This is a genomic window from Pediococcus pentosaceus ATCC 25745, from assembly GCF_000014505.1.
Taxonomy (GTDB): domain Bacteria; phylum Bacillota; class Bacilli; order Lactobacillales; family Lactobacillaceae; genus Pediococcus; species Pediococcus pentosaceus.
This window is the reverse complement of record NC_008525.1, coordinates 1,340,945-1,358,805: the sequence shown is the minus strand read 5'-3', so window position 1 is coordinate 1,358,805 and position 17,861 is coordinate 1,340,945. Positions and strand designations below refer to the sequence as shown.

The window sequence follows — 17,861 nt, the reverse complement described above, 5'->3', positions numbered from 1 at the left end:
TTAGAAGGAGAAATCAATGACAACTGAAAATAACATTACTAAAAAAGATGTAGAACATGTTGCTACGTTAGCTAAACTAAAATTTAATGACGAACAACTTGAAAAATTTACGGATCAAATCGAAGATATTATCGATTTAGTGGATACTTTAAATGAGGTTGACACAACCAATGTCGAACCTACTTTTAATGTTACTGATCAATTAAATCGAATGCGTGAAGATGTAGCTGTTCGTTCGAATGATAAGGAAGCATTATTAGCTAATGCCCCTGAAACAGAAAACGGATTTATCCGTGTACCAGCAATTCTTGATGAAAGTGGGGAAGCATAATGAAGTTTTTTGATATAACAGTAACAGAGCTTCACCAAAAGTTAGTTGATAAAGAATTAACAGTAACTGAATTAGTTTCAGAAACATTGGATCAAATTGAAGCCGACCAAAAAGTTTTAAATGATTTTGTGACCATTAATCGCGAGGGAGCTTTAGCTCAAGCCCGTGCTATCGATGAAAAGGGAATTAACCCTGATAATATTTGGGCCGGAATCCCGATTGCTATCAAAGACAATATTGTAACCAAAGGAATCAAAACTACTGCTGCATCTAAGATGCTCAGTAACTTCACACCCATCTACGATGCAACTGTTATTGAACGTTTACAAGCTAATGATGTAATTATTATTGGTAAGACAAATATGGATGAATTTGCCATGGGTGGATCAACTGAAACTTCATACTTTGGTGATACGCGTAATCCATGGGATCATACTAAGGTTCCTGGTGGGTCATCAGGTGGTTCTGCTACAACAGTTTCAGCTGGAAATTCAATTGCTGCTCTTGGTTCAGACACGGGTGGCTCAATTCGTCAACCAGCCTCATACACTGGAATTGTTGGGGTGAAACCAACTTATGGACGTATCTCACGTTATGGTTTAATTGCTTTTGGATCAAGTTTAGATCAAATTGGACCCATGACGCGTACAGTTAAGGATAATGCAGCTTTATTGAATATTATTGCTGGAATGGATGAGCGCGATTTAACTAGTTCTGACAAAAAGGTACCAGACTTCACATCTAAGATTGGTAAAGATATTAAGGGGATGAAGATTGGTTTGCCTAAAGAATATCTAGGCGATGGAATCAATGAAGACGTTAAAAAAGTCGTACGTCAGGCAGTTGAAACATTAACCAATTTGGGAGCAACGATTGAAGAAATTTCGCTCCCACGGAGTAAGTATGGTGTAGCAGCTTATTATATTATCGGTTCTTCAGAAGCTTCATCTAACTTACAACGCTTCGATGGTATTAGATATGGTCATCGAGCTCAAGATGTCAAAAATCTTGAAGATGTATATGTTAAATCACGTTCCGAAGGTTTCGGAGATGAAGTAAAGCGTCGTATCATGTTAGGGACTTATTCGTTATCGGCTGGTACATATGATGCATACTTTAAGAAGGCAGCCCAAGTTCGTACTTTAATTATTAATGATTTCAATAAAATCTTTGAAGATTATGATTTGATTATTGGACCAACAGCTCCAACACCAGCCTACGCTATAGGCGCTGAAGTTGATGATCCAACTACAATGTATATGAATGATGTTTTAACAATCCCAGTTAACTTAGCAGGTTTACCAGCAATGTCAGTTCCTGCTGGATTTAGTGATAATATGCCAGTCGGATTACAAATTATTGCTAAACCGTTTGATGAAGAAACGATGTATCAAGCTGGGGCAGCTTTTGAAGCTGCGACCGAGGTACATTCAAAGCACCCTGAAATGGAGGACAAATAATGAATTTTAAAACAACTATTGGACTTGAAGTCCACATTGAATTAAAAACAAACTCGAAAATTTTTAGTCCTTCACCCGTTGAATTTGGTGACCAACCTAATGCTAATACGAACGTAATTGACTGGGGATACCCGGGAGTATTACCTCAAACTAACAAGGGTGTGGTTGAGGCAGGGATGATGGCTGCCAAAGCTTTACATGCTAATATTACTAGAACTCAACATTTCGATCGTAAAAATTATTTTTATCCTGATAATCCTAAGGCTTATCAAGTTACCCAAGCGGATACTCCAATTGGTACGGATGGTTGGATTGAAATTGAAGTAGAAGGTAAAAAGAAAAAAGTCGGTATTGCTGAGATGCATATTGAAGAAGATGCCGGTAAAAATAGTCATAATCCCAATGGATACTCTTATGTTGATTTGAATCGTCAGGGTACTCCGTTAATTGAAATTGTTTCTAAACCAGATATCGAATCACCAGATGAAGCTTATGCATATCTTGAAGCGTTGCGTCAACGAATTCAATTTACTGGTATTTCAGATGTTAAGATGGAAGAAGGATCCATGCGAGTCGACGTTAATATTTCTATTAGACCACTGGGTTCTGAAAAGTTTGGTACAAAAGCTGAATTGAAGAATATTAATTCCTTTAACTTTGTTCGTAAGGGACTTGCTTTTGAAGAAAAACGTCAACAAAAAATTCTGTTAGCTGGTGGACAAGTTCGTCCTGAAACGCGTCGTTATGATGAAGCTACGGGGCAAACTATTTTGATGCGTGTCAAAGAAGGGGCAGAAGATTATCGTTATTTCCCAGAACCGGATCTTCCAAGCATTACCATTGATGATGAATGGATCAAAGACGTTGAAGATAAGATGCCAGAAATGCCTGGTAAGCGTCGTGCTCGTTACGTTGAAGAACTTGGTTTGACAGATTACGATGCGATGGTCTTAACTCAAACTAAGGAAATGTCAGATTTCTTTGAAGCTACTGTTGCTCAAGGAGCTGATCCTAAATTAACGGCCAACTATTTGATGGGGGATGTTAATGCCTACTTAAATGACCAAAAAGTCGATCTTCAAGAAACCAAATTAACTCCTGAACACTTGGCCAGCATGGTTAAAATGATTACTGATGAAACGATTTCTTCTAAGATGGCTAAGAAGGTCTTTAAAGCTATCACCCAAGGTGAAGAACCTACAAGTTGGGTTAAAGCTAAGGGACTGGTTCAACTATCAGACCCAGCTGTTTTGAAGCCAATGATTGTAGAAATCGTTGATAATAATGAACAATCTGTTGCTGACTTTAAGAATGGTAAAGATCGAGCAGTGGGCTTCTTAGTGGGACAAATTATGAAACAAACTAAAGGACAAGCTAACCCTAAAGTAGTTAACAAAATCCTAATGCAAGAACTTAATTCTCGTTAGAGGAATAGAATCGGAGGATGACGTACGATGCGGAAACGTGCGCGAATTATATATAACCCAACTTCAGGACGTGAAATGATTAAACAACACTTAGTTGAAATTCTTGCGGTAATTGAGAAAGCAGGATATGAGACAAGTGCTTTTGCTACTACACCTGAACCCGATTCTGCCAAAAACGAGGCTCGCCGAGCTGCAAAAGATGGATTTGATTTAGTGGTTGCAGCTGGCGGAGACGGAACGATTAATGAAGTAGTAAATGGAATTGCACCGTTACTTAGACGTCCTAAAATGGCGATTATCCCGACTGGAACGACCAATGATTATGCGCGGGCTTTACGAATTCCTCGCGAAGATCCAGTGGGTGCTGCCAAAGTTATTTTGCAAAATCAACGACTAAAGATGGATATTGGTAAAGCTGGCGAAAATTATTTCATTAATATTGCGGCCGGTGGTTTATTAACGGAACTAACTTATGATGTGCCTTCAAACCTTAAAAGTATTTTTGGCTATCTTGCATATATTGTTAAGGGGGCAGAATTACTACCACGGGTAAAACCGGTCGAAATGGACATCGAATATGATGGAGAACGGTATCATGGTAAAGCTTCCATGTTTTTCCTCGCGTTGACGAATTCAATTGGTGGATTTGAACAAATTGTACCGGATGCCTCTCTGGATGACGGTAAATTTACAATGATTATTGTAAAATCAGGTAATTTACCTAACTTACTCCATTTAATGGTTAAAGCCTTAAATGGAAAACATGTCAATGATTCGCGAATCATTTATCGGAAAGCACGAAAAGTTACGGTCCGTCCAGTAAACGATCGTGTTATGGTTAATTTGGATGGGGAGTATGGTGGAGATGCTCCTATGGTATTTAAAAATTTAAAACGCCATATTGAAATGTTCACTAACTTAGATGATGTACCAGTTAATTTGATTAAAGAAGATGACGAATATCGACAAGTGGAACAACAATTTGTCGAAGAAGTTCAAAATCTTCCAGATGATAACAAAATAGATTAAAGAAAAGCTTGAGAAATACGCTGAAATGCGTTACAGTTCTTGAGTAGCACACGAGAATAAAACAGGCTGGTATTAATGTGCCAGCCTGTTTTTATCAGTAAATAGATAGGGGAAATAAATGAAGAGTACAGCACCTGTTGAAAAAAATTTAGTATATACGGTAGAAATTGAAGATTTAACATATCAAGGCATGGGAGTTGCTAAGATTGAACATTTTCCAATTTTTATCGCTGATAGTATTCCTGGTGAAAAGATTGAAACTAAGATTATTAAGGTTCAAAAGAATTTTGCTTTTGGACGTGTAGAAAAGGTCCTAGAAGAAAGTCCAGATCGTGTAGAAAGTAATGATGCGGCTTATACCCAAACTGGAATTGCGCCATTACAACACATCACGTATGATGCACAACTAAAATTCAAACAAAATCAAATTAAAAACTTATTGAAAAAATCACATCTAGAAGATTTAGAAGTGGCGGATACAGTTGGAATGGAAAATCCAACCGGTTATCGTAACAAGGCTCAAATTCCAGTACGTAAAATTAAAGGAAAACTTCAAACTGGCTTTTTCAAGCGAAACAGCCATGATTTAGTTCCTATCGAAGATTTTTATATTCAAGATCCAGTAATTGATAAGGTAATCGTTGAAGTACGCGATATTTTACGTGAATTTTATATTGATCCATATCGTGAAGCCGAAAATAAGGGAATTATTCGAAATATTATGGTCCGTCGTGGACGTCGTTCAGGACAGATTATGGTAGTTTTGATTACGCGTACTAAAGATGTTCCTCATCTAGCAGAAATTACAGAAGCAATTGCTGCTATTGATGGAGTTGTTAGTGTAATTCAAAATATTAATTACAAACAAACTAACGTCATTATGGGAGATGAAGACCGAGTTCTTGCTGGTGAATCAGTTATTCATGATGAACTTTTAGGACTGGATTTCATTATTTCAGCTCATTCTTTCTATCAAGTTAACCCTATCCAAACTGAAAAACTTTATCAACTTGCTATCGATAAAGCTGGATTAACTGGAGAAGAAACTGTGATTGATGTTTATAGCGGAATCGGTACAATTTCGCTTGCGATGGCAAAAGCTGCTAAAAAAGTTTATGGCGTAGAAATTGTTAAGGAAGCTGTCCAAGACGCTAAAATCAACGCCTTCCAAAATAACGCAAGTAATACTGAATTTGTTGTTGGTAAAGCCGAAGAACAAATGCAAAAATGGCAAGAAGATGGCTTGAAACCGGACGTTGTTGTTGTTGATCCTCCACGAAAAGGACTTGACCAAAGTGTTATTGATGCAACTGTTGGTATGAAGCCAAAACGGGTTGTTTATGTAAGCTGTAACCCTGCAACCCTTGTGCGTGATATTGACCGTTTTGGCGAACAAGGCTATGTAGTAAATCAACCAATCGTTCCCGTGGACCAATTTCCGCAAACACCACATGTAGAAAGCGTTACGGTGTTAGAACGAGCTTAGATAAAAATAAATTTTAAATTTCGTTGATTAAAAAGTGTACTACTTATTCGAAAATAAGTAGTACGCTTTTTTATTAAAATTATGATAAGAAACGGATTAAATATTATAATTGATTACAGAACGAAAGTATGGAGGGCAATGTGATGGCTAGTCAACAAATAAAAATCGAGAACATTACTATGAATGAGGTATTAAAGGCAATGCATCGATTAGGAGGTCAAGTTACAAGAAAGGATATTCGGCAAGATATACGAGATAATTCAGATGTAATTTCCGATAATGAAGTAGATAAAGTTAGGGTATCAAAAAAAACGGGCAACAAGTACAGACCCTTTAATTGGACATTAAATTTTGCCATTAAGTATCTTATCATGACAGATTATATCGAAACAGAAGATAATCGAGAATTAGAGTTATCAAAAAAAGGTCGTAATATTAATTTTCTAGAATTTGATGCAGCAAGGTACGTGAGGCCTATTGTTGAAAAACAGTTAGTTGAGGAAAAAGAGAATAAAATTTCGGTTATCGAAGAAGTTGAAAGTGAACAGGTCGAGCCTGATGCTAGAGAAGAATCTTGGCGAGAGCAATTACTAAATGCATTAATAAAGATGAATCCTAAGAAATTTGAACTTTTCTGCCGAGGATTATTAAAGAAAATGGACATTGATGTTGACGATGTAATTGGTGTAAAGTTTGTCGCTGATGGAGGCCTAGATGGTTTTGGATATGTCCGTTCGGATGATTATCGAACTACTCGTGTAGCTCTTCAAGTTAAACGTTGGCAAAGTAAGGTGTCCGCTCCTGAGATTGATAAATTTCGTGGTGCTATGGACAAATTCAATGCCGAATTTGGGATCTTTATTACTAATTCAGATTTTACTCGAGAAGCCGTTGAAACTGCTCGTCAAGGTACAAGAATTATTACATTAATTAATGGCGATCAAATTTGTGATCTAGTTGCTAAATATAATTATTACGTTGAGCCTGTAACTACATACCGACTTAAAGAATTTTATTTGGATAAGGATTAACAATGGTTATTTGTACAATTCAGACTTGTAAGGTATATCGAGGAATTTTAGTAAAGATAGTTTTTAATGCAATCCAGCATTTTCTATAAATTTAAAAGATGACGCTGATTTTTTGTGAGTGTATCGTTAAATAATAAATATTATAGGCTCTTTAAAAAAGAAAAATACCTATCTTATCTGGTCCTGACGTCAAATCCGAAACTATAACATATCAACAACTAGATTTTTTAGATGCCAGCTAATATTTGGGGTTATCTCACATTGTAGTGAGTATGAGCAGAATGCAAATGCAATTCTTTTCAAGACTTACTTCTGGTCAATAAAAAGGCATGCTTGTGTCAATTAATAAAATTTAAACAACTCTATATGTGAATTCACGCTGAAGAATAATGTCTACTAACAAATTTGGATTTTCTAATCTGATAAAACAGATTCAGAACTAAACCTATTTAAAGGATTTCCTGAAAAATAGATACACAACTAAAAATTACTGAGTACAATTCAATTATTTACATTTTAACTTAACCATTAGCTTCTTTGCTTTGCATTTTTCCTTAAAAATTCTTTCTACAAAAAATGGATAGTCACATTCCGTTTTGAGATTTAAGCCAAGAAAGTATTGTCGATACTGCTATTAATGGTTGTAAAACTATTGCCTACACTAGCAGGTCTCCGCGATGGTTGCTATTAAGAATAGTGTTAAGCCATACTACGGTTACTATTGGCGATAAAGTAACTAAAAGCTCCAAGAAACTAGATGCAATTCAGTTTCTTGGAGCTTTTTTATGTTTAGTACAAAAAATTGTTGTTCTAAACTTATTTTTTGCGTTGATCATAAGCTTGTTTCAGATTTAACTCCAAAAATAAAACGAGCCCATTCGCGCTGATATCCCGGAGTAAGTTTTATAAAAAAAGTATGTAAACTATCGGTATCTTCTAATAGTTCAGCAATCTTGGGGATATCAATTGCGTATTCTGCTAATAACTTTTGAGGTACAGTAACGACTCCAGTTTGTTTGATAAAAGCATTATAACAGCATTTTGAAATTTTTATTGTCTATTTCTAGTTTTATCAATTTCATGTCGAATATTGGTAGCAATATTTCGTTTAGTCTTAATAGCAATCATCATAAATAAGGTATCCATTATACTAATTTGAGCAATGAGTGCGTGTAAGGCATCCGGACGGTAAAGTGATTCCTCAGCGACTGAAACAAGAGTAACATCAGCTTTTTTTGAAAGAGTTGAGTTAGCAGAACTAGTAATTAATATTAATGGAATATTACGTTCTTTAGCGACTTCAGCTAGGGCGAGGGCATCCCGATTTTCCCCCGAATGAGATACTAACAACATCACATCATTTTTTGAGAGGCGGGCTGCTTCCATTAATTGCATATGAAAATCACTTGCATAGATGGGTTCGATAGTGGTACGTAAAAACTTATGAAATCCATTTAATGCAACAATATTGCTAGCACCTAAGCCAAATAAACCTAGTTTTTTAGTATTTAAAATTAGATTTACACACTGATCCAAATCTTTTCCATTTAGAGCATTTTCAGTAGCATTTAAAGTATCCACATTCAATTTAAATATCTTTTTAGCCATGGTTTTAGGAGAATCGGCAGGGCTGATTTCTACATAGGGATTATTAGTTTCTATATTTTGAGCTATGCAGAGTTTTAAAGCTTGAAAATTATCAAAACCTAGATTCTTGGCAAAACGTGAAATAGTCGCAGTAGAGATATTAGTTCTATGGCTAAGTTCAGATATCGTAAGTTGGGTAGTTTGGGCCTGATTTTTTAATAAAAATTGTGCTAATTCTTTTTCCTTATCGCTAAAATTGGCTTGATAAGCTTGAAGTCTTAAATTAAAATTTGCCATCGTGATTACCTCGAGTTTGTGATTTATTTAATTATAACATCAAAATTGTATAAGAAAATAATTTTCTTGTAAACGCTTGCAATATGTAACATATTTTCATACAATATAAATATAAATTAAGAGATATATGAAGAAATGAGGGAACGTCATGAAAATTGGATTGATTGGTTTAGGAAAAATGGGACTCAATTTAGCAGAAAATATGTTAGATAATAATATCGAAGTATTGGCTTTTGATGTCTTTGACAAAGCTAGAGAGAATGCTGAAAAGCATAACATAATTACTGTAGATAGTATTGAACAGCTAGTTAAACAACTTGATCAACTGCGAATAATTTGGATAATGGTACCAGCCGGAGCTCCCACTAACGACACTATCGGCCAATTAAGCAATTTATTAAGCAAAAATGATGTTGTGATTGATGGAGGAAATACATATTATCAAGATTCACTTCATCATAATCAGGTACTTAGTAAAGCTGGGATTTATTTCTTCGATGTAGGAACATCTGGAGGGATGTCCGGAGCCCGCCATGGAGGCAATTTTATGATTGGCGGAGATAAAGACAAGTTTGGGGAGATTGAACCATTATTTAAAGCTATTGCTGAAAAAGATGGATATCTTTATACAGGCCAAGCTGGTTCAGGGCATTATTTAAAAATGGTCCACAATGGAATCGAATATGGAATGATGCAAGCGATTGGTGAAGGATTTGAAGTACTTTCTAAAAGTGAATTTGATTATGATAATGAAGCAGTTGCCAAAGTATGGAACCATGGATCGGTTGTCCGAAGTTGGTTGATGGAACTCGCACAATCAGCCTTTAGTAACGATCCTAACTTGGATGAAATAAAAGGGGTTATGCATAGTTCTGGAGAGGGCGCTTGGACGGTCGAAGAGGCGATAAGGTTACACGTCCCAACCCCTGTAATCAGTAGTTCGTTGATGATGCGTTATCGTTCTGAAGAAGATGATACGATGACAGGAAAAGTAGTATCTGCCTTAAGAAATGGTTTTGGCGGACATAAAGTTGATCATAAAGAATAGTTGAGGTACAGAATATGGATTATATGATTGGTGTTGATCTTGGCACTACTAGTACAAAAGTAGTTTTATTTGATATGAAGGGAAATTCAATTGCCTATGCAAACAATCCTTATCCTTTATATCAGGATAGTCCAGATATGGCCGAGGAAGATCCAGCCGAAATTTTTGAAGCAGTTATTAATGGATTAACTGAAGTGATGCGTAAGGGAAATGTTAAGAATGGTGAATTAAAGGGAGTATCATTCTCAAGTGCGATGCATAGTTTGATTTTGATGGATAAAGATAATCATCCATTAACTAGAGTTATAACTTGGGCAGATAACCGTTCGAGCAAGTATGCTGAAGAATTAAAGGACAATGGACTTGGCCAACAATTATACGCCCATACTGGTGTACCCACTCATCCAATGTCACCATTAGTTAAATTGATTTGGTTAAAGAATGAACAACCAGAAATTTTTAAAAAGGCGACTCATTTTATTGGTATTAAGGATTATGTTTTATTTCGATTATATGGAAAGTATGTTCAGGACTACTCTCTTGCTAACGCGACTGGACTATTTAACATTTTCACGATGGATTGGGATGAACAAGCCCTTGAAATTACGGGTGTAACGCGAGACCAGCTTCCAGAATTAGTTTCCCCTGAATATCAATTAACGGGGTTAGCTAAATCGTATGCGGAGGTGACTGGGATTCCGGAAGATACTCCGTTCATCATGGGAGCTAGTGATGGTACCCTTAGTAATCTAGGGGTTAATGCAATTGAACCAGGAGTTTTGGCGGTAACAATTGGAACTTCTGGAGCAGTACGCGTGGTTGTGGATAAGCCAGTTGTTGATCCACGGGGTCGATTATTCACATATTACTTAGATGATGGTAAGTGGGTAGTAGGTGGACCGGTCAATAATGGTGGAATTGTATTTCGCTGGGTTCGCGATCAATTATTCTCTCCTGAAAAAATTACGGCTGAACAAATGCAAGTCAATTCTTATGAAATTTTAACCGACATTGCTTCTAAGATTCCAGCTGGCGCAGATGGACTATTATTTCACCCATATTTAGGCGGAGAAAGAGCGCCGATTTGGGATGCAAACGCACGTGGAAGTTTCTTCGGATTAACGCGTCAACATACTCGTGCACACATGGTTAGAGCAGCTTTGGAAGGCATTGTATATAACCTTTACATGGTAATGCTAATGATTGAAGGAGTAGCCGGTAAACCGAAATCAATTCAAGCCACCGGTGGATTTGCTAGGAGCGCACTTTGGCGTCAAATGTTAGCTGACATTTTTGAACAAGATGTTAATATTCCAGAAAGTTTTGAAAGCTCAGCGCTGGGGGCCGTGGTGATAGGGATGAAGAGTTTGGGAATTGTCGACGATTTGAGCGTTGTTAAGGATATGGTTGGGGTAACAAATACACATAAACCCAATCAAGAGAATTTTGCTTCCTATCGAGAATTGCTACCAATTTGGATTAGATTAACAGATGAATTATCTGGAGAATACGATAGTATTGCAAAATTTCAAAGAAATCATCCTAATGAACATGCAAAAATAGCTGAAGAAGATTAAAGAGACGATCAACGGTCTTTTTAATTTAATAGCAAAAAGAAAGCGGTTACTTAGATGGGGGCGTGTTATTTATGGAAATTATGGTCTTAGTTATTGGAATAATTTTATTGTTAACTTTAATTATAAAATTTAAGATGAATACTTATGTTTCATTGATTATTACTGCGGTGGTTGTTGGATTAGGTTTAGGGATGCCGGCTAGCCAGATTGCCACCACGATTCAAAATGGAATTGGGAGTCAATTGGGTGAACTAGCGTTGGTATTTGGCTTTGGAGCTATGTTGGGTCGCTTGGTTGCCGACGCAGGGGGAGCCTATCGGATTGCTAATACCTTAATCGATAAATTCGGACGCCGCTTCTTACAAATTGCTGTTGTAGTTGCTTCGTTTATTATTGGGATTGCACTTTTCTTTGAAGTAGGAATCGTGTTATTAGTACCAATTGTATTCGCAATTGCGATCGAAGCAGGGGTTCCAGTTCTTTCCTTAGGAATTCCAATGGCAGCAGCCTTATCAGTTACTCACGGATTTTTGCCACCACATCCAGCTCCTACTGCAATTGCTGCAGTCCTGAATGCTAATGCTGGAAAGGTTTTACTTTACGGAGTGATTATTGCAATTCCAACTGTTTATATTGCAGGTGTATTATTTTCAAAAATTGCTAAAAAATATCTTCCAGAAGCGTTTAAAAGAAATGGTAATTTAAAAGCTTTAGGACCTCAAAAACAATTTAAATTAGAGGAAACTCCGGGATTCGGTATTTCGGTTTTAACTGCTCTTTTCCCAGTCATCTTAATGGCTATCACAACGATATATGAATTGATTGTCCACGACGGTGTTACGCCTAAAAATCCTAATGCGGTTGACAATTTTTTTGGATTTATCGGTTCTCCTAGTATAGCTATGTTAATTTCATTATTGTTTGCAATGTGGTTGATGGGTTATCACCGTAAGATTGCTAGTAAAGATATTATGGCTACTTTAGAAGATGCGGTGAAATCAATTGCAATGCTCCTTCTGGTAATTGGTGGTGGAGGTGCGTTTAAACAAGTTTTAATTGATGGTGGTGTTGGAGATGCGGTCAAAAATATCTTTGCATCATCTAGTATCTCTCCTCTAATTTTAGGATGGTTGATAGCGGTAGTCCTTCGAGTGGCTTTAGGATCCGCAACGGTGGCATCTCTAACTGCTGCCGGTTTAGTATTACCCTTAATGCAAGGGGCGGGAATTGATCCTGCATTAATGGTGTTATCAGTTGGAGCAGGAAGTTTAGCTGCGAGTCACGTTAATGATGCAGGCTTCTGGATGTTCAAAGAATACTTTGATTTATCCGTTAAAGAAACCTTACTAACATGGACAGTACTAGAAACAGTCATTTCGATTGTTGGATTAATTGGCGTGTTATTATTAAGTTTGATTGTTTAACTTAAAGGCATTAAAATAGCTATCTCACCACGTTTCCCGTAAACTGTAAGTGGGAGGTGGATTAAATGAAAAGAGCTCTTTCAATTATTGCAATAGTATTTGTTTTTATAGCAATCTTTTTGGGTTTTAGGTATTACCAAGATACTTACCAAAGTACTGAAGCTTACACTATGATTCCAGAAAAAGTTCCGCCTAAGGTACAAACTAAAGATGATTCAGGCAAAGTAATCGTTGGTAGCTATTCATATAATTATAAATTTAAGTTTGTGACCAAATCTGGTAAAGAACAAACTATGAAGTATGAATTAAATGGGGAAAACGTCAAACCCTTTAAGCCAGGGGCTTATGCCAAGGCTGAGATTAGCAAAACGAGAATCAACAAGGGACCTAATTATGTGAATAAGAATGAAGTTCCATCAAAAGCGTTAGAAAAATTAAATTAAGACAATAAAAAAGAATTTTCCATCCAAAGGAAAATTCTTTTTTTGATTTAGATTGTGTAACGTAATTTAGCAATAACCTTATCGTTAAGTTTATCTTCGGGAAGAATTCGAACGTTACCACTATTTTTAATAGTGAGATCGGCTAGGTCACTCAGCAAATTATTGTGAATAGCTCGCGAACTGGTTGTATCAACTATTTCATTATCTAAAATACGTCCGTCAATCCGAACCCCCTGGGCCAAATAGATAGTATCGACTTGACCATGAATTGCTGACGTAATAATTTGATTTAAGTCGGCAGAGATTAATGCTGCACCCCGGGCCTTATCAATCTCATCTAAATCTTGTTCAAGCAAGGCTTTATTACGTTCTTGTTTGAATCGTTCAATCCGATCTTCAATTTTTTGATCATAGTCCAGTTCAGTGGGATTGAGATCTAATTCAAATTCACTGAAGTGATTAGGCGTTTTATTAACTTCTTTGAATAAAGTCATATTTTGAGGTAGGCCCATTAAAATTACTGGTTTCGCTGGATCATTACCAAAATTATCAATGATATACTTATCAACAATTTGATAGTAACGGCGATGGTCGATTTCTTTTTCAGCAGAAGTGTCATTGTGGCCATGAACACTGATTTTTCCATTACCAACAGAGACCGAATTAGTTTCTCCACCCCGAATGTCGTCACCTAAAGCCTTTTTTAAAGTCTTGGGTGCATCATCTGGTAACGGTAATTCTTTTAAGTAACGATCTGTAAAATCGTAAAGGCGAATTTTATCGTAGCTAATCCCTAATAGATAAAATTCAAAGCGATTTTGGTAATCAAGTAACATTGGCAAGATAAATGGTAAATCAGTAGCCATTGCAATATCATGGGTTTCAACCGTTAATTCTTGAACAAAAATGGTTTTTCCGTTGGTGATTAACCCAAATGAATTTATATTATTACCCATATTCCAAAGTGAAGAACTATCAACGGTTGAATCAATTAATTGTCGATAATCATCCCCATTATCAACATCCCAAGTGGCTTGTAAAACTTCTAAAGCATGTTTAACGAGATTCTTTAGTGTAATAGATGTCTTTTCAACGGGCTGATTCGGTTCAATATCCATATAAACAGAAATAAAAGGTCCCTTCTGGGTGGAGCGTAAGAATTCTGTTAGAGAAGTATACTTTTGAGTATCTTGCATGTTATTACCTCCTTCATATTATACCTTCAGTCTAACAACCGTTGAAAACGGATTCAAAAAATATGCCTATTTATTAAAATTGATAAGTCAGTACAGGTCGCTTTTTTATGCGATACTTGGATATATAAATTATTCTTCATAACTCAATTATAGAAAGAAGTGTTGGATTTGACGGTGGAATTTGAAATAGCTTTAAAAGAAGACTTACCAGAAATTGTAAAGATATATAATGAAACAATTGATTCAAGGATGGCGACTGCTGATACAAAATATGTCACAGTTGAAGAACGTCAGGAATGGTTTCAAGCGCATCAAGAACCTACTCGCCCGCTTTGGGTAATAAAAGTTAGGGGAGTAATCGCTGGATGGATAAGTTTCAGTAGCTTTTATGGAAGACCAGCTTATCTGCATACCGTGGAAATTAGTATTTATATTGATCAGAGTTTTAGGGGAATGCACTTAGGACGAAAAGCAATTAAGTTTGCGGAGGAGCAGGCACCTAAATTGGAAATTAATCGAATTATGGCTTTCATATTTGCGCATAATCTACCTAGTATTGGTTTATTTAAATCTGAAAATTATGAAAAATGGGGAACTCTACCTCAGATTGCTGAAATGGATGGCCAATTGTACGATTTAACAATTATGGGGAAGCATTTAAAATAATAAAATTTAAAAAAGTCCTAGTTTTCACCGTTTGAATTTAAGTCAAAAAGAACTTTTTTGCACAAATTTGGCATAAAATGACTGATTTCATAAATAAATATTTCATTTAAAGAAACTTTGGGAATTGATAGAATCCTTTTAAACTAGTGAATAACGAGGCTTATATTACAGAATGTTACAAAGTCTTACAAAATATCCCATTATCCCTGAAATTACAAATATACCTGTAATATACTTCCTGTAAAGTTATTTCTTGTCGAAAAGAAGCAAGGATATGTTTTTTTAAAATAAAGGAGATATTTATCTATATGTCATTTAAGAGTAAATTTTCAAAACTTTCTATCGCATTACTATCAGGTGCCGCAATTGGTGCCGCAATGATTACAACAGGCGGTAGCGCAAATGCCGACGAAATTTACACAGTAAAATCTGGTGATACTCTCTCAGAAATTAGTTACGCATTCAACTTGAATGGTGACTACAATTCAATTGCTAAAGCAAATAACATTAAAAACGTTGATGTTATCAATGTAGGACAAAAGTTAGTTATTACTAATGGTGGGGACATCAAGAAAGCTACTAAATCAGAAGTCAAATCACTTCCAGAAGTAGCTAAGAATACTAACGCTGCCAATGCAGCTACTACAAGCACAACAAATAATACAACTACAACTAACAATGCTGCTTCAACTCAAACAACAGCTAAATCAAGCTATGTTGCTCCAGCTCAAAGTAGCACAACAACAAGCAGTTCAAATGGCGGATCAGTAGCTCAACAAATGGCTGCTAAGACCGGTGTTTCAGCTGCTACATGGCAACGGATTATCAACCGTGAATCTGGTGGTAATGCTAATGCTGTAAATGCTTCATCAGGGGCATACGGTTATTTCCAACTATTAGGTCATGGTGAACATGCTGGCATGTCAACTTCAGAACAAGTTAACATGGCTGCTAGTGTATATAAAGCTCAAGGTATGTCTGCTTGGGGTGAATAAGCAAAAGTAACGTCTTTATAGACACTTTTGTGACAGAGGAAAGTTTTCTTTCCCCTGTTTTTTTATTAAAAACGTCCTAAAATATAAAGTTTTTTAGAAGAAATATTTCATTTTGAATTATTTCATAAAAACACGAATACCTTTATATCAACGTTTATGCAGCATAATATTACAGAATATTACTTCTTTTTACAAAAAAACGGGATATTTATAGATATCCAAAATATATTTGTAACAAACGTCCTGTAAAGTAATTACCTGTTAAGAAGAAAACATAAAAATTAAAAAAATGATTTAAAACACAAGGAGATATTTCTACATGTCAATTAAAGCTAAACTTTCAAAACTTTCTATCGCATTACTTTCTGGAGCAGCTCTTGGAGCAGCCATGATTACAACTACAAGTAGTAGTGCAAATGCTGATGAAATTTACACAGTAAAATCTGGTGATACTCTTTCAGAAATTAGTTATGCATTTGGCTTAAATGGTGACTACAACTCTCTTGCAAAAGCAAATAATATTAAAGATGCAAATATTATTGAAGTTGGTCAAAAGCTGGTTATCACAAATTCTGGTGATATCAAGAAAGCTACAAAATCAGAAGTTAACACTCTTCCAGAAGTAGCTAAGAACACAAATGCTGCAAACACAACAACAGCAAATACAACTGCAAGCACAACAACAAATAAGACAAACAAAACAACTGTTGCTAAGACAAATACAGTTGCAACATCAACACCAGCTACAACGGCTACAACATCAACTGTTTCTGGTGGTGAAGCTTCAGCTAAAGCATGGATTGCTAACAAGGAATCTGGTGGTTCATACTCAGCTACAAATGGACAATATGTTGGTAAATACCAATTGTCATCTTCATACCTAAATGGTGATTACTCAGCTGCTAACCAAGAACGTGTTGCTGATAACTACGTTAAGAGTCGTTACGGTAGCTGGTCAGCTGCTAAGTCAGCTTGGTTATCACAAGGTTGGTACTAAAATTAGGTAATTAAATTCTAAAATTTATAAAAGAGGGACAAACTAATTAAGTTTGTCTCTCTTTTTTGATATTATATTCACATTTTTTTCGATAAAAAAGGCTATACTTGATAAGGTAAAAGGAACTGGAGGAGTTTTGAAATGCGTATATTGATGATTGAAGATAATAAATCTGTTTCCGATATGATGGGAATGTTTTTTAAAAAAGAAAGATGGAATGTTACATTTGTGTATGATGGATTAAAAGCCATTGAAACTTTTAAAACCGATCCTGAACAATGGGACATCGTTTTACTTGATTTAAATTTACCTGGAAAAGATGGTATGGAGGTAGCAGCTGAACTTCGACGCACGTCGCAGTCCATCCCCTTAATTATGTTGACAGCACGTGATTCAGAAAGTGATCAAGTTTTAGGCTTAGAAATGGGAGCCGATGAATATATTACTAAACCATTTAGTCCTATTACGTTAATCGCTCGTATTAAGGCCTTGTACCGACGAGTGTCAATGAGTAGGGAAACGATGACGCAAGGTGCTCAGAATGCGAAATTCGATGTTAGAACGGCTCATCTTAAGATTAGTACATCTACTCGAGAGGTGTATTTAGACGAAAAGCTTATTTCAGATTTAACCCCTAAAGAATTCGATTTACTTAAAACATTGGCGCAGAAGCCCATGCAGGTCTTCTCACGAGAACAACTTCTACAAATAGTGTGGGATTATGAATATTATGGTGATGAACGTACGGTAGATGCCCATATTAAAAAGCTTCGCCAAAAATTAGAAGCAGTTGGTCCACAAGTGGTCCAAACGGTATGGGGAGTTGGCTATAAGTTTGATGATAGTAAAATCGATGAGGATTAGTTA

At 36.1% G+C, this 17,861-nt stretch carries 17 protein-coding genes; 14 read left to right on the top strand and 3 right to left on the bottom strand.

Annotated elements, in window-relative coordinates:
* Positions 1-16 precede the first annotated feature (16 nt).
* The 6 genes from gatC to PEPE_RS06615 all read left to right on the top strand — a co-directional run bounded on the left by gatC (position 17) and on the right by PEPE_RS06615 (position 6,764).
* Positions 17-331 (top strand): Asp-tRNA(Asn)/Glu-tRNA(Gln) amidotransferase subunit GatC, encoded by a 315-nt coding sequence (gene gatC, locus PEPE_RS06640; RefSeq protein WP_002833381.1) that lies wholly within the window; start codon positions 17-19, stop codon positions 329-331.
* On the top strand, positions 331-1,791 hold the full coding sequence (gene gatA / locus PEPE_RS06635) for an Asp-tRNA(Asn)/Glu-tRNA(Gln) amidotransferase subunit GatA (protein ID WP_011673638.1): 1,461 nt from the start codon (positions 331-333) through the stop codon (positions 1,789-1,791). Before gatC ends, gatA begins: the two co-directional genes overlap by 1 nt.
* Positions 1,791-3,218 carry an Asp-tRNA(Asn)/Glu-tRNA(Gln) amidotransferase subunit GatB gene (gene gatB, locus PEPE_RS06630; protein ID WP_011673637.1) on the top strand — a complete coding sequence of 476 codons (1,428 nt, stop codon included), beginning with the start codon at positions 1,791-1,793 and terminating at the stop codon, positions 3,216-3,218. The genes gatA and gatB overlap by 1 nt, the downstream gene beginning before the upstream one ends.
* Positions 3,219-3,245: 27 nt before the next feature.
* Positions 3,246-4,247, top strand: coding sequence for a diacylglycerol kinase (locus PEPE_RS06625; protein WP_002833385.1), 1,002 nt, complete (start codon positions 3,246-3,248; stop codon positions 4,245-4,247).
* Positions 4,248-4,365: 118 nt separating this feature from the next.
* Positions 4,366-5,733 (top strand): 23S rRNA (uracil(1939)-C(5))-methyltransferase RlmD, encoded by a 1,368-nt coding sequence (gene rlmD, locus PEPE_RS06620; RefSeq protein WP_011673636.1) that lies wholly within the window; start codon positions 4,366-4,368, stop codon positions 5,731-5,733.
* Positions 5,734-5,876: 143 nt separating this feature from the next.
* Positions 5,877-6,764 (top strand): restriction endonuclease, encoded by an 888-nt coding sequence (locus tag PEPE_RS06615; RefSeq protein ID WP_011673635.1) that lies wholly within the window; start codon positions 5,877-5,879, stop codon positions 6,762-6,764.
* Positions 6,765-7,596: 832 nt separating this feature from the next.
* On the opposite strand, the gene PEPE_RS09390 is transcribed toward PEPE_RS06615, so the two are convergent.
* Both PEPE_RS09390 and PEPE_RS06610 read right to left on the bottom strand, forming a co-directional pair.
* Positions 7,597-7,716, bottom strand: a complete 120-nt coding sequence (locus PEPE_RS09390) for a YdeI/OmpD-associated family protein (RefSeq protein ID WP_372237465.1) — start codon at positions 7,714-7,716, stop codon at positions 7,597-7,599.
* Positions 7,717-7,814: 98 nt separating this feature from the next.
* Entirely contained in the window at positions 7,815-8,648 is an 834-nt protein-coding gene (locus PEPE_RS06610; RefSeq protein ID WP_002833390.1) for a MurR/RpiR family transcriptional regulator, read from the bottom strand.
* Between the two features lie 148 nt (positions 8,649-8,796).
* On the opposite strand from PEPE_RS06610, the gene gnd reads away from it, so the two are divergent.
* From gnd to PEPE_RS06590, 4 genes are all read left to right on the top strand, one after another.
* Complete coding sequence (gnd, locus tag PEPE_RS06605) at positions 8,797-9,696, top strand: phosphogluconate dehydrogenase (NAD(+)-dependent, decarboxylating) (RefSeq protein WP_011673634.1); 900 nt, start codon at positions 8,797-8,799, stop codon at positions 9,694-9,696.
* A gap of 14 nt (positions 9,697-9,710) precedes the next feature.
* On the top strand, positions 9,711-11,273 hold the full coding sequence (gntK, locus tag PEPE_RS06600; protein WP_011673633.1) for a gluconokinase: 1,563 nt from the start codon (positions 9,711-9,713) through the stop codon (positions 11,271-11,273).
* Positions 11,274-11,344: 71 nt separating this feature from the next.
* Entirely contained in the window at positions 11,345-12,697 is a 1,353-nt protein-coding gene (locus tag PEPE_RS06595; protein WP_011673632.1) for a gluconate:H+ symporter, read from the top strand.
* 65 nt (positions 12,698-12,762) lie between these two features.
* On the top strand, positions 12,763-13,140 hold the full coding sequence (locus PEPE_RS06590) for a YxeA family protein (protein WP_002833396.1): 378 nt from the start codon (positions 12,763-12,765) through the stop codon (positions 13,138-13,140).
* A gap of 47 nt (positions 13,141-13,187) precedes the next feature.
* On the opposite strand, the gene PEPE_RS06585 is transcribed toward PEPE_RS06590, so the two are convergent.
* The gene (locus PEPE_RS06585) at positions 13,188-14,336 is read right to left on the bottom strand and encodes a baeRF6 domain-containing protein (protein WP_002833646.1); all 1,149 of its coding nucleotides are present in this window, start codon (positions 14,334-14,336) and stop codon (positions 13,188-13,190) included.
* Between the two features lie 168 nt (positions 14,337-14,504).
* Between PEPE_RS06585 and PEPE_RS06580 the strand changes: the two genes are divergently transcribed.
* From PEPE_RS06580 to PEPE_RS06565, 4 genes are all read left to right on the top strand, one after another.
* The gene (locus tag PEPE_RS06580; protein WP_011673631.1) at positions 14,505-15,002 is read left to right on the top strand and encodes a GNAT family N-acetyltransferase; all 498 of its coding nucleotides are present in this window, start codon (positions 14,505-14,507) and stop codon (positions 15,000-15,002) included.
* Positions 15,003-15,310: 308 nt separating this feature from the next.
* A complete protein-coding gene (locus tag PEPE_RS06575; protein WP_011673630.1) occupies positions 15,311-15,997 on the top strand; it encodes a LysM peptidoglycan-binding domain-containing protein in 687 nt (228 codons plus the stop codon).
* 319 nt (positions 15,998-16,316) lie between these two features.
* Positions 16,317-16,994 (top strand): aggregation-promoting factor, encoded by a 678-nt coding sequence (gene apf / locus PEPE_RS06570; protein WP_011673629.1) that lies wholly within the window; start codon positions 16,317-16,319, stop codon positions 16,992-16,994.
* 141 nt (positions 16,995-17,135) lie between these two features.
* The gene (locus PEPE_RS06565) at positions 17,136-17,858 is read left to right on the top strand and encodes a response regulator transcription factor (protein WP_011673628.1); all 723 of its coding nucleotides are present in this window, start codon (positions 17,136-17,138) and stop codon (positions 17,856-17,858) included.
* Positions 17,859-17,861: the final 3 nt, after the last annotated feature.

What these genes read in the sequence shown, in the direction of transcription:
- PEPE_RS06585 (WP_002833646.1), bottom strand. Translation starts at nt 14,336, where the DNA reads ATGCAAGATACTCAAAAGTATACTTCTCTAACAGAATTCTTACGCTCC.
- gatB (WP_011673637.1), top strand. Translation starts at nt 1,791, where the DNA reads ATGAATTTTAAAACAACTATTGGACTTGAAGTCCACATTGAATTAAAA.
- gatA (WP_011673638.1), top strand. Translation starts at nt 331, where the DNA reads ATGAAGTTTTTTGATATAACAGTAACAGAGCTTCACCAAAAGTTAGTT.
- PEPE_RS06615 (WP_011673635.1), top strand. Translation starts at nt 5,877, where the DNA reads ATGGCTAGTCAACAAATAAAAATCGAGAACATTACTATGAATGAGGTA.
- rlmD (WP_011673636.1), top strand. Translation starts at nt 4,366, where the DNA reads ATGAAGAGTACAGCACCTGTTGAAAAAAATTTAGTATATACGGTAGAA.
- PEPE_RS06595 (WP_011673632.1), top strand. Translation starts at nt 11,345, where the DNA reads ATGGAAATTATGGTCTTAGTTATTGGAATAATTTTATTGTTAACTTTA.
- PEPE_RS06575 (WP_011673630.1), top strand. Translation starts at nt 15,311, where the DNA reads ATGTCATTTAAGAGTAAATTTTCAAAACTTTCTATCGCATTACTATCA.
- PEPE_RS06625 (WP_002833385.1), top strand. Translation starts at nt 3,246, where the DNA reads ATGCGGAAACGTGCGCGAATTATATATAACCCAACTTCAGGACGTGAA.
- PEPE_RS06610 (WP_002833390.1), bottom strand. Translation starts at nt 8,648, where the DNA reads ATGGCAAATTTTAATTTAAGACTTCAAGCTTATCAAGCCAATTTTAGC.
- apf (WP_011673629.1), top strand. Translation starts at nt 16,317, where the DNA reads ATGTCAATTAAAGCTAAACTTTCAAAACTTTCTATCGCATTACTTTCT.
- gatC (WP_002833381.1), top strand. Translation starts at nt 17, where the DNA reads ATGACAACTGAAAATAACATTACTAAAAAAGATGTAGAACATGTTGCT.
- gnd (WP_011673634.1), top strand. Translation starts at nt 8,797, where the DNA reads ATGAAAATTGGATTGATTGGTTTAGGAAAAATGGGACTCAATTTAGCA.
- gntK (WP_011673633.1), top strand. Translation starts at nt 9,711, where the DNA reads ATGGATTATATGATTGGTGTTGATCTTGGCACTACTAGTACAAAAGTA.
- PEPE_RS06590 (WP_002833396.1), top strand. Translation starts at nt 12,763, where the DNA reads ATGAAAAGAGCTCTTTCAATTATTGCAATAGTATTTGTTTTTATAGCA.
- PEPE_RS06565 (WP_011673628.1), top strand. Translation starts at nt 17,136, where the DNA reads ATGCGTATATTGATGATTGAAGATAATAAATCTGTTTCCGATATGATG.